General features: G+C 50.3%; 12 protein-coding genes. 2 read left to right on the forward strand and 10 right to left on the reverse strand.

The genetic code is table 11. The annotated features are described in order from the left end of the window. Positions 1 to 12: 12 nt before the first annotated feature. Complete coding sequence (locus K7B67_RS02355) at positions 13 to 1,623, reverse strand: C2H2-type zinc finger protein (RefSeq protein ID WP_252178769.1); 1,611 nt, start codon at positions 1,621 to 1,623, stop codon at positions 13 to 15. Between the two features lie 342 nt (positions 1,624 to 1,965). Between K7B67_RS02355 and K7B67_RS02360 the strand changes: the two genes are divergently transcribed. Beyond that, positions 1,966 to 2,463: a DUF29 domain-containing protein gene (locus K7B67_RS02360; protein ID WP_252178770.1), complete on the forward strand. Its 498-nt coding sequence runs from the start codon at positions 1,966 to 1,968 to the stop codon at positions 2,461 to 2,463. Positions 2,464 to 2,479: 16 nt separating this feature from the next. On the opposite strand, the gene K7B67_RS23820 is transcribed toward K7B67_RS02360, so the two are convergent. The 3 genes from K7B67_RS23820 to K7B67_RS02370 all read right to left on the reverse strand — a co-directional run bounded on the left by K7B67_RS23820 (position 2,480) and on the right by K7B67_RS02370 (position 5,107). Continuing rightward, a complete protein-coding gene (locus tag K7B67_RS23820; protein ID WP_256484688.1) occupies positions 2,480 to 2,602 on the reverse strand; it encodes a hypothetical protein in 123 nt (40 codons plus the stop codon). 225 nt (positions 2,603 to 2,827) lie between these two features. Then, the gene (locus K7B67_RS02365; protein WP_252178771.1) at positions 2,828 to 4,087 is read right to left on the reverse strand and encodes a C2H2-type zinc finger protein; all 1,260 of its coding nucleotides are present in this window, start codon (positions 4,085 to 4,087) and stop codon (positions 2,828 to 2,830) included. Positions 4,088 to 4,186: 99 nt separating this feature from the next. Then, positions 4,187 to 5,107 carry a hypothetical protein gene (locus K7B67_RS02370; RefSeq protein ID WP_252178772.1) on the reverse strand — a complete coding sequence of 307 codons (921 nt, stop codon included), beginning with the start codon at positions 5,105 to 5,107 and terminating at the stop codon, positions 4,187 to 4,189. A 114-nt stretch (positions 5,108 to 5,221) separates the two neighbouring features. On the opposite strand from K7B67_RS02370, the gene K7B67_RS02375 reads away from it, so the two are divergent. Then, on the forward strand, positions 5,222 to 5,719 hold the full coding sequence (locus K7B67_RS02375; protein WP_252178773.1) for a DUF29 domain-containing protein: 498 nt from the start codon (positions 5,222 to 5,224) through the stop codon (positions 5,717 to 5,719). A 187-nt stretch (positions 5,720 to 5,906) separates the two neighbouring features. Here K7B67_RS02375 and K7B67_RS02380 read toward each other — a convergent pair whose 3' ends face one another. The 6 genes from K7B67_RS02380 to K7B67_RS02405 all read right to left on the reverse strand — a co-directional run bounded on the left by K7B67_RS02380 (position 5,907) and on the right by K7B67_RS02405 (position 14,299). Further along, on the reverse strand, positions 5,907 to 7,196 hold the full coding sequence (locus K7B67_RS02380; protein ID WP_252178774.1) for a hypothetical protein: 1,290 nt from the start codon (positions 7,194 to 7,196) through the stop codon (positions 5,907 to 5,909). A gap of 90 nt (positions 7,197 to 7,286) precedes the next feature. Continuing rightward, positions 7,287 to 8,639, reverse strand: a complete 1,353-nt coding sequence (locus K7B67_RS02385; protein WP_252178775.1) for a C2H2-type zinc finger protein — start codon at positions 8,637 to 8,639, stop codon at positions 7,287 to 7,289. A gap of 74 nt (positions 8,640 to 8,713) precedes the next feature. Continuing rightward, positions 8,714 to 9,817: a hypothetical protein gene (locus K7B67_RS02390; RefSeq protein ID WP_252178776.1), complete on the reverse strand. Its 1,104-nt coding sequence runs from the start codon at positions 9,815 to 9,817 to the stop codon at positions 8,714 to 8,716. 74 nt (positions 9,818 to 9,891) lie between these two features. Further along, complete coding sequence (locus K7B67_RS02395; protein WP_252178777.1) at positions 9,892 to 11,073, reverse strand: hypothetical protein; 1,182 nt, start codon at positions 11,071 to 11,073, stop codon at positions 9,892 to 9,894. 74 nt (positions 11,074 to 11,147) lie between these two features. Continuing rightward, on the reverse strand, positions 11,148 to 12,794 hold the full coding sequence (locus K7B67_RS02400) for a hypothetical protein (protein WP_252178778.1): 1,647 nt from the start codon (positions 12,792 to 12,794) through the stop codon (positions 11,148 to 11,150). Between the two features lie 74 nt (positions 12,795 to 12,868). Further along, positions 12,869 to 14,299, reverse strand: a complete 1,431-nt coding sequence (locus K7B67_RS02405; protein WP_252178779.1) for a C2H2-type zinc finger protein — start codon at positions 14,297 to 14,299, stop codon at positions 12,869 to 12,871. Positions 14,300 to 14,338 lie beyond the last annotated feature (39 nt).

Raw genomic sequence — 14,338 nt, forward strand, 5'->3', positions numbered from 1 at the left:
ACTGTTCACTGGTCACTGGTCATCACCCTGCTTTCTTTTTTTGTTAGATGGCGGCTGGTCATACGCTTTTCTTTTGGGTCTCTGGTCGGCAGGCAGGTGGGACTGTTTGTGCTTTTTCAGATTGCCCGTATGGTCGGTGCGGTAGTTGCAGCCCTCATGGTCACACTTACAAAGTTTGGGTCTCTGGTCGGCAGACAAGTGGGTCTGTTTGTGCGTTTTCAGATTGCACTTCAGGTCGGTGATGTAGTTGCAGCCCTGATAGTCACACCGGTGCACCTTGGCTCTCTCGGGTCTCTGGTCGGCAGGCAGGTGGGTCTGTTTGTGCCTTGTCAAACTGTTTGCCCGGTCGCTGCTGTAGTCGCAGCCCTCATGGTTACATTGGTGCACCTTGAGTCTCTGGTCGGCAGCCAGATGGGTCTGTTCGTGCGCTTTCAGATTGCCCGTGTGGTCGGTGCTGTAGTTGCAACCCTCATGGTCACACTGGTACTCCCTGACTCTCTGGTCGGCAGGAAGGTGGGTCTGCTTGTGCGTTTTCAGACGGTTCATATAGGCGGTGCTGAAGTGGCAGCCCTCATGGTCACAATGGTATATCTTCGGTTTCTTGGGTCTCTGGTCGGCAGGCAGGTGGATCCGTTTGTGTTTTTTCAGACTACCCCTGCGGTCGGTGCTGTAATTGCAGTCCTCATGGTCACATTGGTGAACCCTGGTTTTTTTAGGTCTCCGGTCGGCAGGCAGGTGGGTCTGTTCGTGCGCTTTCAGATTGCTCGTGTGGTCGGTGCTGTAGTCGCAACCCTCATGGTCACACTGGTACACCCTGACTCTCTCGGAAGGAAGGTGGGTCTGCTTGTGCGTTTTCAGACGGTTCATATAGGCGGTGCTGAAGTGGCAGCCCTCATGGTCACACTGGTGCACTTTGGGTCTCTTGGGTCTCTTGGGTCTCTTGGGTCTCTTGGGTCTCTGGTCGGCAGGCAGGTGAGTCTGTTTGTGCATTTTCAGATTGGTCGTGAATTTGCTGCTGTAGCGGCAGCCTTCATGGTCACACTGGTGCACTTTGGTTCTGCGGTCGGCAGGCAGGTGGGTCTGTTTTTGGGTTGACTCAGTGGGTATTTTACTGTCTGAAATGGAGTCCCGCTTAATCATTTTCAGTCCCAGAGCCGCACAATACCCACTGATGTCGTTTGATGCTCGAAAAGAATCAAGCGTCATGTTTACACACTGAACATCAGTTTCGGTATCAGTTTCGGTATCAGTTTCGTCTTTGTCAGAATGGTCGTCGATGTTTTCATCAGAGGTGCCGGTGTCTTCATTGCCACTGTCTTCGCTGTAGGCACTATCACCAGAGGCTGCCCGACGGTAAGCCTTGGCTTCGACACCAGAGTCAGGAGAAATGCAATAGCGGGTGTCTGGCTTTACGCTCTCTTTTTCATCTGATAGCGAATCCCGGACTGGGAAAAGAGGGAGAAAAATAGTTTCGACCATAAAATACTTCGGGGTGCTGGTTAGCGCCTTGCCGACACCCAGAGCAAAGAGCGAAGGCAACCTGTTTTCCTGTCCGAGGCCATCAGAGCAATACACAGAAAAGGCAATGGCAAAGATCACATTCAATGGTTTTTTCAATAGCAAGGTCTGGCTTCCCAGTTGTTGAAATGCTTGTTGGGAAATCAGGTTAGCCAAAATCTGGAGAGAGGCCGGAGGTTTCTTTGAGGCGGGTTGGGAGGTGGATCATCCCTTATTACCCTTTTTTCTTTTCTTGTTAGATGGCGGCTGGCGTTGGTTTGTGCTTTTTCAGATTGCTCGCCCGGTCGGTGCTGTAATTGCAGCCCTCATGGTCACATTGGTGCACCCTGGGCAAAGCCCCCGGCAAAGGCATCTGTGCTTTGGTAATTCATTTTGCGTCCTTTCTGTTATTTGCCTACAGTGGTAGGACAATGGAGTATTAACAGGGTATCAAGTTGAGGTAAAACGATGAACAGCTTATATCACACTGACTATCACCAGTGGTTGACCAATCAAGTGGCTTTGCTGAGAAACCACGACTTTGACCAGCTAGACCTTGAAAATCTGTTGGAGGATTTGGAGTTGGGCATAGAATCCAAGGTCGATAACCTTGAGCATTTTCTGATAAATCTTATACACCACTTGCTTAAAATGGATTACCAAACAACAGTGTTAAGGGACAGTGTAGCCACTGAACGGGTTCTCAAGGGGTGGATGGTGACTATCAACAATTCAAGGAATGGAGTGGACGAGTTAATAGAAAAGAACAACTGTCTAACTTCAAGAACTGAAAAAACTTTAAAGGAAGCCTACCCTAAGGCTAAAAAGAGAGCCATTGAAGCTATGAACATTTATGTTAATAAAAATCAGAAACTTGATAACAATAGTTTTCCTGATGAATGCCCTTGGACCTATGAACAATTAATTACCAAGGGTTGGTATCCACTAAACGGAGTTGAACTTTAAACAGCCCGCCAGAAAGCTATCCCTTCTGGCGCTGCTCCATCTTCTGCAACCGCTTATCAAGGTTACGCAAGCCACCGATAGCCACCATCACCGCATCCCCCACATCCACTTGCCTGCCATCGCTCATGGATAGTGGCATCGTCTGGGCCATCCCTCCGCTGGCGGATGTTCTGCTTTTTGTTTTTGTCAGAGGCCATAATCATAGTCGAGCCCGCAATACCGGCGACCGTGCCAACAATAAAGATCGTGCCAACCACCCTTCGACTCCGCTCAGGGTGAACGGAGCTTGGGTGCCATTAATAGAGGGTACCCATCAATTACATTGAAAGCGTGTACTATTCTCCAAGGCGGGTTGGGAAGTGGATCATTCTTTATCAACCTTCATTTTTTTCTCGTAAGAAGGTGTCTGCTCATACGCTTTTCTTTTGGGTCTCTGGTTGGCGGGCAGGTGGGTCTGTTTGTGCTTTTTCAGATTGCTCTTCAGGTCGGTACTGTAGTTGCAGCCCTGATGGTCACACCGATGCACCCTGGCTCTCTGGTCGTCAGGCAGGTGGGTCTGTTTGTGCGTTTTTAGACTGTTACTGTTGTAGGTGCTGTAGTCGCAGTCCTGATGGTCACACTGGTGTATCTTGGGTCTTTTGGGTCTACGGTCGGCAGGCAGGTGGATCTGTTTGTGCTTTTTCAGATCGTCCGTCCGGTCGGTGCTGTAATTGCAGCCCTCATGGTCACACTGGTGCACCCTGGTTCTCTCGTCGGCAGGCAGGTGGGTTCGTTTGTGCGTTTTCAGATGGTCCGTCCGATCGGAACTGTAGTTACAGCCCTCATGCTGACACTGGTGCACCTTGGCTCTCTGGTCGACAGGCAGGTGGCTCTGTTTGTGCTTTTTCAGATTTCTCGCCCGGTAGGTGCTGTAATTGCAGCCCTCATAATCACACTGGTGCCGCCTGGGTTTCTGATCGTCAGGCAGGTGGGCCTGTTTGTGCTTTTTCAGATGGCTTATAGAGTCGGTGCTGTAATTAAGTGAGTTGATTTCCAGATGCTTGGCAGAGTTCGTTGCTGTCGCGTTTTCCTCTGACTCAGTGATTATTTCACTGCCTGAAACGGGCTCCTGCTTAATCTTTTTCAATGCCAGAGCTGCACAATACTCGTTGATTTCATTTGATGCTCGAAAAGGATTAAGTGTTGTTGTTACATACTGAACATCAGATTCAGTATCAGTTTCCTCTTCGTTTGAATGGTTGTCGCTGCGTTCATCAGAGCCGCCGCTGTCTTCACTGTCACTGTCCTCGCTGTAGGTACTATCATCAGAGGCTGCCCGACTGTAGCCCCTGGCTTCAACGCCAGAGTCAGGAGAAAAGCAATAGCGGGTGTCTGGTTTTACTGATTCCCCAGGCCTTTTGTCGCTTCTAAAGCGAGAGAGCATCAGGTTTCCCATTTGTTTGGCTATTGCAATGATTTCACGTTGCTGCTCGTCTCCCATAAAATAATTCGGGAGGGTGATAAGCGTCTTGCCGACAAACAGAGCGAAGAGCAAAGACAAACTATTTTCCTGACCGTGGCCATTAGAACAATGCACAGAAAAAACAACGGCCAATGTCAAAATAAATGGTTTTTTGGATAGCAAGGCCTGGCTTCCCAGTTGTTGAAATGCTTATTGGAAAATCAGGTTAGTCGAAATCTGGAGAGAGGCCGGAGGTTTCTTTGAGGCGAGTTGGGAGGTGGATTATCCTTTATCACCCTTCTTTCTTTTCTTGTCAGGTGGCGACTGGTCATGCGCTTTCCTTTTGAGTCTTTTGGGTCTCTGGTCGACAGGCAGGTGGTTCTGTTTGTGCGCTTTCAGATTGCCCGTGTGGTCGGTGCTGAAGTTGCAGCCTTCATGGTCACACTGGTGCACCTTAGCTCTCTGGTCGGCAGGTAGATGGGTCTGTTTGTGCTTTTTCAGATTGCCCCTGTAGTCGGTGCTGTAGTTGCAACCCTCATGCTCACAACAGTGCGCCCTGACTCTCTGGTCGGCAGGTAGATGGGTCTGTTTGTGCTTGTTCAGATTGCCCCTGTGGTCGGTGCTGTAGTTGCAACCCTCATGCTCACACCAGTGCGCCCTGACTCTCTGGTCGGCAGGCAGGTGGGTCTGTTTGTGCCTTTTCAGACTGCTCGTGTAGTCGGTGCTGTAGTTGCAGCCCTCATGGTCACACCGGCGCACCTCGGGTCTCTGGTCGACAGGCAGGTGGTTCTGTTTGTGCACTTTCAGATAGGTTGCCTGGTCGGTGCTGTAGTCGCAGCCCTCATAGTCACACTGGTGCACCCTGGGTCTCTGCTCAGCAGGCAGGTGGGTTCGTTTGTGCCTTTTCAGATGGTACGCCTGGTCGGTGCTGTAGTCACAGCCTTCATGGTCACACTGGTGCACCTTGAGTCTCTGGTCGGCAGGCAGGTGGGTCTGTTTATGCCTGTTCAGATCGCCCTTGTAGTCGGTGCGGTAGTTGCAGCCCTGATGGTCACACCGGTGCACCTTGGCTCTCTCGGGTCTCTCGGGTCTCTCGGGTCTCTGGTCGGCAGGCAGGTGGGTCTGTTTGTGTATTTTTAGACTGCCACTGTTGTAGGTGCTGTAGTCGCAGCCCTGATGGTCACACTGATGCACCTTGGGCAAAGCCCCCGGCAAAGGTATCTGTGCTTTGGTGATTCATTTTGCGTCCTTTCTGTTATTTGCCTACAGTGGTAGGGCAGTGGAGTGATTAACAGGGTATCAAGTTGAGGTAAAACGATGAACAGCTTATATGAGACTGACTATCACCAGTGGCTATCCAATCAGGTGGCTTTGCTGCGAAATCACGATTTTGACCAGTTAGACCTTGAAAATCTGTTGGAGGATTTGGAGTTGGGTATCGAATCCAAGGTCGATAATCTTGAGCATTTTCTGATAAATCTTATACACCACTTGCTTAAAATGGATTACCAAACGACGGTATTAAAGGACACTGTAGCAACGGAAAGAGTGCTTAAAGGTTGGAGCGTGACTATCTACAATGCAAGACGTGATATTAATAAGCTATTAGCAAAAAATCACAGTTTAAACAGACGTATCGAAGATGCTTTAAAGGAATCTTACACAGATGCTAAAAATAGAGCCATTAACGCTATGAATCTTTACGTTAATAAGAATCAACAACTGAACAACAACAGTTTTCCAGAAGAATGCCCTTGGTCATTTGACCAGATGATGACTGAGGACTGGTATCCACTAAACGGAGTTGAACTTTAAACAGCCCGCCAGAAAGCTACCCCTTCTGGCGCTGCTCCATCTTCTGCAACCGCTTATCAAGGTTACGCAAGCCACCGATAGCCACCATCACCGCATCCCCCACATCCACTTGCCTGCCATTAATAGAGGGTACCCATCAATTACATTGAAAGCGTGCACTATTCTCCAAGGCGGGTTGGGAAGTGGATTATTCTTTATCAACCTTCATTTTTTTCTCATAAGAAGGTGTCTGCTCATACGCTTTCCTTTTGAGTCTCTGGTCGGCGGGCAGGTGGGTTTGTTTGTGCCTTTTCAGATGGCTCATGTGGTCGGTGCTGTAGTTGCAGCCCTTATGGCCACAGTGGTGCACTTTGTTTTTTTTGGGTCTCTGGTCGGCAGGCAGGTGGGTCTGTTTGTGCCTTTTCAGATTACCCGTCTGGTAGGTGCTGTAGTCGCAGCCCTTATCGTCACACTGGTGCACTTTGGGTCTCTTGGGTCTCTGGTCGGCGGGCAGGTGGGTTTGTTTATGCGTTTTCAGATGGCCAACCTGAGCGGCACAGTAGTTGCAGCCCTCATGGTCACAAGGGTGCACTTTGGGTCTTTTGGGTCTCTGGTCGGCAGGCAAGTGAGTCTGTTTGTGCACTTTCAGATAGTTCTTGTAGTTGGTGCTGTAGTCGCAGCCCTCATGGTCACAATGGTGTATCTTCGGTTTCTTGGGTCTCTGGTCGGCAGGCAGGTGGATCTGTTTGTGCTTTTTCAGATCGTTTGTGTGGTCGGTGCTGTAGTTGCACTCCTCATGATCACACTGGTGCACCTTGGCTCTCTGGTCGGCAGGCAAGTGAGTTTGTTTGTGCACTTTCAGATTGCTCTTGTAGCGGGTGCTGTAGTCGCAGCCCTCATGGTCACACGGGTGTATCTTCGGTTTCTTGGGTATCTGGTCGGCAGGCAGGTCGGTCTGTTTGTGGGTTAGCTCAGTGGGCATTTGACTGTCTGAAATGGAGTCCCGCTTAATCATTTTCAGTCCCAGAGCCGCACAATACCCACTGATGTCGTTTAATGCTCGAAAAGAATCAAGCGTCATGTTTACACACTGAACATCAGTTTCGGTATCAGTTTCGGTATCAGTTTCGTCTTTGTCAGAATGGTCGTCGATGTTTTCATCAGAGGTGCCGGTGTCTTCGTTGCCACTGTCTTCGCTGTAGGCACTATCACCAGAGGCTGCCCGACGGTAAGCCTTGGCTTCGACACCAGAGTCAGGAGAAAAGCAATAGCGGGTGTCTGGCTTTACGCTCTCTTCTTCATCTGATAGCGAATCCCGGACTGGGAAAAGAGGGAGAAAAATAGTTTCGACCATAAAATACTTCGGGGTGCTGGTTAGCGCCTTGCCGACAGCCAGAGCGAAGAGCGAAGGCATACTATGTTCCTGTCCGAGGCCATTAGAGCAGTACACAGAAAAGACAATGGCAAAGATCACAATCAATGGTTTTTTTAATAGCAAGATCTGGCTTCCCAGTTGTTGAAATGTTTATTGAAAAATCAGGTTAGTCAAAATATGGAGAGAGGCTGGAAGTTTTTCAGGCACTATTCTTTAAGGCGGATTGGGGAGTGGATCATTCTTTATCATCTTTCTTTTCTTGTTAGAGGGTGCTTGGTCATACGCTTTTCTTTTGGGTCTCTGGTCGGCAGGCAAGTGGGTCTGTTCGTGCCTTTTCAGATTGCTCTTCAGGTCAGTACTGTAGTTGCAGCCCAGATGGTCACACCGATGCACCCTGGCTCTCTGGTCGTCAGGCAGGTGGGTCTGTTTGTGCATTTTTAGACTGTTACTGTTGTAGGTGCTGTAGTCGCAGCCCTGATGGTCACACTGGTGCATCTTGGGTCTTTTGGGTCTACGGGCGGCAGGCAGGTGGATCTGTTTGTGCTTTTTCAGATCGCCCGTCCGGTCGGTGCTGTAATTGCAGCCCTCATGGTCACACTGGTGCACCCTGGTTCTCTCGTCGGCAGGCAGGTGGGTTCGTTTGTGCGTTTTCAGATGGTCCGTCCGATCGGAACTGTAGTTACAGCCCTCATGCTCACACTGGTGCACCTTGGTTCTCTGGTCGACAGGCAGGTGGGTTTGTTTGTGCATTTTCAGATTAGTCGCCCCTTGGTAGGTGCTGTAATTGCAGCCCTCATGATGACACCGGTGCATGGGTCCCTTGGGTCTCTTGGGTTCCTTGGGTCTCTGGTCGACAGGCAGATGGTTCTCTTTGTGCTTTTTCAGATCACTTGACCGGTAGGTGCTGAAATTACAACCCTCATGATCACACTGGTGCACCCTGGGTCTCTGGTCGGCAGGCAAGTGGGTCTGTTCGTGCCTTTTCAGATTGTTCGCCCGTTTGGTGCTGTAGTTGCAACCCTCATGGTCACACTGGTGCACTTTGGCTCTCTTGGCTCTCTTGGCTCTCTTGGCTCTCTTGGGCCTCTGGTCGGTAGGCAGGTGGCTCTCAGTGAGTATTTCATTGTCTGAAACGGGCTCCTGCTTAACCTTTTTCAATGCCAGAGCTGCACAATACTCGTTGATTTCATTTGATGCTCGAAAAGGATTAAGTGTTGTTGTTACATACTGAATATCAGATTCGGTATCAGTTTCCTCTTCGTTTGAATGGTTGTCGCTGCGTTCATCAGAGCTGCTGTCTTCACTGCCACTGTCTTCGCTGCCACTGTCTTCGCTGTAGGCACTATCATCCGAGGCTGCCCGACGGTAAGTCCTGGCTTCGATGCCAGAGTCAGGAGAAAAGCAATAGAATGAGACCTCAATAAGGGGCTTTGGGATATTGATAAGCGCCTTGCCGACAGCCAGGGCGAAGAGCAAACGCAACCTGTTTTCCTGAGCGTGGCCATTAGAGCAATGCACCAAAAAAACAACGGCCAAGATCAAAATCAATGGTTTTTTGAATAGCAAGGCTTGGCTTCCCGATCGTTGAAATGCTTGTTTTGAAGTCAGGTTAGTCAAAATCTGGAAAGAGGCCGGAGGTTTCATCCTTTATCACCCTTCTTTCTTTTCTCGTTAGAGAGTGGCTGGTCATGCGCTTTCCTTTTGAGTCTCTTGAGCCTCTTGAGTCTCTTGAGTTTCTTGAGTTTCTGGTGGGCAGGCAGGTGGATTAGCTTGTGCCTCTTCAGATTGCTCGTCTGGTCGGTGATGTAGTTACAGCCCTCATGGTTACACTGGTGCACCTTGAGTTTCATGGGTCTCTGGTCGGCAGGCAGGTGGATCTGTTTGTGTCTCTTCAGACTGCTCTTGTAGTTGGTGTTGTAGCCGCAGCCCTCATGGTCACACTGGTGCACCTTGGGTTTAATGGGTCTCTGGTCGGCAGGCAGATGGGTCAGCTTGTGCCTTTTCAGATTGCATATCTGGTCGGTGCAGTAGTTACAGCCCTCATGGTTACACTGGTGCACTCTGGGTCCACAGGGTCTCCTGGGTCTCTGGTCGGGAGGCAGATGGATCTGTTGGTGCCTTTTCAGATGGTAGGTTCGGATGGTTCTGTAGTTGCAGCCTTCATGGTCACACTGGTATATCCCGGGTCTCTGGTCAGCGGCCAGGTGGGTCTGTTTGTGCCTATTCAGATCGCCCGTCCGCTCGGTGCTGTAATTGCAGCCTTCATGATCACACTGGTGCACCTTGGCTCTCTCAGCAGAGTTTGCTTCTGCCACTGGCTCATTGGGTATTTCACGGTCTGAAATGGATTCCTGCTCAATCATCTTCAGTCTCAGAGCCGTACAATATTGACTGAATTCGTTTAATGCCTGAAAAGGATCAACTGTCGTGTTTAAACACTGAGCATCATTTTCGTCTTCATCTTCGTCTTCGTCTGAACAGTTGTCACTGCTTTCATCAGAGGTGCTGCTGTCTTCACTGCCACTGTCTTCGCTGTAGGCACTATCATCAGAGGCCACCCGACTAGAGTCAGGAGAAAAGCAATAGGATGAGACCTCAATAAAGGGCTTCGGGATATTGATAAGCGCTTTGCCGACAGCCAGAGCGAAGGGCAAATGCAAACTATTTTCCTGACCGTGGCCGTTAGAGCAGTACACAGAAAAGGCAATAGCAAAGATCACAATCAATGGTTTTTTCAATAGCAAGGCCTGGCTTCCCAGTTGTTGAAATGTTTATTGAGAAATCAGGTTAGTCAAAATCTGGAGAGAGGTCGGAGGTTTCATCCTTTATCACCCTTCTTTCTTTTCTCGTTAGAGGATGGCTGGTCATGCGCTTTCCTTTTGAGTCTCCAGGTTCTCTGGTCGGTAGGCAGGTGGGTCTGTTTGTGCCTTTTCAGACCGTGCTTCCGTTCGGTGTTGTAGTTGCAGCCTTGATGGTCACACTGATGCCACTTGGGTCTCTGGTCGGCAGGCAGGTGGGTCAGCTTGTGCCTGTTCAGATTGTTCGTCTGGTCGGTGATGTAGTTACAGCCCTCATGATTGCACTGGTGCACTTTGAGTTTCATGGGTCTCTGGTCGACAGGCAGGTGCTTCTGTTTATGGGCTTTCAGATTGCCGCTATGTTCGGTGCTGTAGTTGCAGCCCTCATGGTCACACTGGTGCCGCTTGGTTCTCTGGTCGGCAGGCAGGTGGGTCAGCTTGTGCCTGTTCAGGTTGTTCGTCTGGTCGGTGATGTAGTTACAGCCCTCATGGTTGCACTGGTGCACGTTGAGTTTCATGGGTCTCTGGTCGACAGGCAGGTGCTTCTGTTTATGGGCTTTCAGATTGCCGCTATGTTCGGTGCTGTAGTTGCAGCCCTCATGGTCACACTGGTGCCGCTTGGTTCTCTGGTCGGCAGGCAGGTGGGTCAGCTTGTGCCTGTTCAGATTGTTCGTCTTGTTGGTGCTGTAGTTGCAGCCCTCATGGTTACACCGGTGCACCTTGGCTCTCTCAGCAGAGTTTGCTTCTGCTACTGGCTCATTGGGTATTTCACGGTCTGAAATGGATCCCTGCTCAATCATTTTTAGTCTCAGAGCCGAACAATACTGACTAAATTCGTTTAATGCCCGAAAAGGATCAACTGTCGTGTTTGAACACTGAGCATTATTTTCGTCTTCGTCTTCGTCTTCGTCTGAACAGTTGTCGCTGCTTTCATCAGAGGTGCTGCTGTCTTCACTGCCACTGTCTTCGCTGTAGGCACTATCATCAGAGGCCACCCGACGGAAAGTCTTGGCTTCGATGCCAGAGTCAGGAGCAAAGCAATAGGATGGGACCTCAATAAAGGGCTTCGGGATATTGATAAGCGCCTTGCCGACGATCAGGGCGAAGGGTAAATGCAAACCATTTTCCTGACCGTGGCCATTAGAGCAATACACAGAAAAGGCAATGGCAAAGATCACAATCAATGGCTTTTTCAATAGCAAGGCCTGACTTCCCAGTTGTTGAAATGTTTATTTCGAAATCAGGTTAGTCAAAATCTGGAGAGAGGTCGGAGGTTTCATCCTTTATCACCCTTCTTTCTTTTCTCATTAGAGGGTGGCTGGTCACGCGCTTTCCTCTTGAGTCTTTTGGTTCTCTGGTTGGCAGGCAGGTGGGTCTGTTTGTGCTTTGTCAGATTGTTCGCCCGGTCGGTGCTGTAGTTGCAGCCCGCATAGTCACACTGGTGCACCTTGGGTCTGTGGTCAGCGGGCAGGTGGGTTTTTTTGTGCCTGTTCAGATGGCTTGTGTAGTAGGTGCTGTGGTTACAGCCCTCATGGTCACACTGGTGCACCCTGGGTCTCTGGTTGGCAGGCAGGTGGATCTGTTTGTGTTTTTTCAAATCGGTGCTGAAGTCGGTGCTGTAGTTGCAGTCTTCATGGTCACACTGGTGCACCTTGGCTCTTTGGTCGGCAGGCAGGTGGGTCTGTTTGTGCCTTTTCAAATTGTACATCTGGTCGGTGCTGTAGTCGCAGCCCTCATGGTCACACGGGGGCAGCTTGGTTCTCTGGTCGGCAGGCAGGTGGGTCTGTTTGTGCCTTTTCAGATGACTCGTCCGGTCGGTGCTGTAGTCGCAGCCCTCATGGCCACACTGGTAGATCTTGGGTCTCTTGGGTCTCTTAGGTCTCTTGGGTCTCTCAGGCCTCTCAGGCCTCTTGGGTCTCTGGTCGGCAGGCAGGTGGGTCTTTTTGTGCCTTCTCAGATTGCTTATGTAGTCTGTGATGTAGTCGCAGCCCTGATGGTCACACTGATGCACCTTGGGTCTTTTGGGTCTCTGGTCGGCAGGCAGATGGGTCTGTTTGTGCATGTTCATATGGTTCGTGTAGTCGGTGATATAGTTGCAGCCCTCATGGTCACACTGGTGCCTCTTGAGTCTCTGGTCGGCAGGCAGGTGGGTCTGCTTGTGCCTTTTCAGATGATTCGTCCGGTCGGTGCTGTAGTCGCAGCCCGCATGGTCACACTGTTGCCTCCCGGGCCTCTGGTCGGCAGGGAGGTGGTTCTGTTTGTGCCTTTTCAGACTGCTCCTGTAGTCGGTTCTGTAGTTGCAATCCTTATGGTCACACTGGTGTATCTTGGGTCTCTGGTCGGCAGGCAGGTGAGTCCGCTTGTGTGTTTTCAAACTGTTCTCCACGTCGGTGTTGTAGTCGCAACCCTCATGGTCACAGTGGTGCACCTCGTGTCTCTGGTCAGCAGGCGGGTGGGTCTGTTTGTGTAACTCGGTGGCTATTTCACTGTCTGAAGTGGACTCCTGATTAATCATTTCCAGTCTCAGAGCCGAACAATACTGACTGAATTCGTTTAATGCCCGAAAAGGATCAACTGTTGTGTTTAAACACTGAGCATTATTTTCGTCTTCGTCTTCGTCTTCCTCTTTGTCTGAATAGTTATCGCTGCTTTCATCAGAGGTGCTGCTGTCTTCATTGCCACTGTCTTCGCTGTAAGCACTATCATCAGAGGCTACCCGACAGTAAGTCTTGGCTTCGATGCCCGAGTCAGGAGAAAAGCAATAGGATGAGACCTCAATAAGGGGCTTCGGGATATTGATAAGCGCCTTGCCGACAGCCATGGCGAAGGGCAGAGACAAGCTATTTTCCTGACCGTGGCCATTGGAGCAATACACAGAAAAGGCAATGGCAAAGGTCACAATCAATGGTTTTTTCAATAACAAGACCTGGCTTCCCAGTTGTTAAAATGTTTATTGGAAAATCAGGTTAGTAAAAATCTGGAGAAAGGTCGGAGGTTTCATCCTTTATCATCCTTCTTTCTTTTCTTGTTAGATGGCGGCTGGTCACAGGCTTTTCTTTTAGGTCTCTTGGGTCTCTGGTCGGCAGGCAGGTGGGTTCGCTTGTGTATTTTCAAACTGTTCGCCACGTCGGTGTTGTAGTTGCAGCCCTCATGGTCACAGTGGTGCACCCTGAGTCTCTGGTCGACAGGCAGGTGGGTCTGTTTGTGCCTTTTCAGATTGCCCGCCTGGTTGGTGCTGTAGTCGCAGCCCTCATGGTCGCAATGGTGGTCATTGGGTCTTATGGGTCTCTGGTCGGCAGACAGGTGGGTCTGTTTGTGCTTTTTCAGACTGCCAGTGTGGTCGGTTCTGTAGTTGCAGTCCTCACGGTCACACTGGTGCACCTTGGGTCTTATGGGTCTCTGGTCGACAGACAGGTGGGTCTGTTTGTGCCTTTTCAGATTGCCCGCCTGGTTAGTGCTGTAGTCGCAGCCCTCATGGTCACACTGGTATACCCTGGGTCTCTGTTCGGCAGACAGGTGGGTCTGTTTGTGCCTTTTCAGATTGCCCGCTTGGTTGGAGCTGTAGTCGCAACCCTCATCGTCACACTGGTATACCCTGGGTCTCTGTTCGGCAGACAGGTGGGTCTGTTTGTGCCTTTTCAGATTGCCCGCCTGGTTGGTGCTGTAGTCGCAGCCCTCATCGTCACACTGGTATACCCTGTGTCTCTGTTCGGCAGACAGGTGGGTCTGTTTGTGCCTTTTCAGATTGCCCGCCTGGTTGGTGCTGTAGTCGCAGCCCTCATGGTCACACTGGTGCACCTTGGGTCTCCGGTCGGCAGGCAGGTGAATCGCCTCTGGCTCAGTGGCTATGTCTCTGTCTGAAGTGGACTCCTGGTTAATCATTCTCAGTCTCAGAGTCGCACAATACTCACTGAATTCGTTTAATGCTCGAAAAGGATCAGGTGTCGTGTTTACACACTGAACATCCGTTTTGCTATCAGTTTCGTCTTTTTCAGAACGGTTGTCGCTGTTTTCATCAGAGGTACCCTTGTCTTCACTGTCACTGTCTTCGCTGTCACTGTCACTGTCACTGTCACTGTCACTGTCACTGTCACTGTCACTGTCACTGTCACTGTCACTGTCTTCGCTGTCACTGTCTTCGCTGTAGGCACTATCATCAGAGGCTGCCCGGCTGTAAGCCTTAGCTTCGACGCCAGAGTCAGGAGAGACGCCTGTGGCAGGCAAAAAGCCATAGCGGGTGTCTGGTTTTAAGAGGATGTGATCATCGAAGCAAACCCGTGGCATATCGAAGTAGTACCATTCAATATGCGCCTTGCCGACAGCCAGAGTGAAGAGCAAAGACAACCTGTTTTCCTGACCGTGGCCATTGGAGCAGTGCACAGAAAAAGCAATGGCCAGGGTCAAAATTAATGGTTTGTTGGATAGCAAGGCCTGGCTTCCCAGTCGTTGAACTGTTTATTGGAAAAT

The sequence above is a fragment of the Endozoicomonas sp. 4G genome, assembly GCF_023822025.1.
In the GTDB taxonomy this organism is placed as follows: domain Bacteria; phylum Pseudomonadota; class Gammaproteobacteria; order Pseudomonadales; family Endozoicomonadaceae; genus Endozoicomonas_A.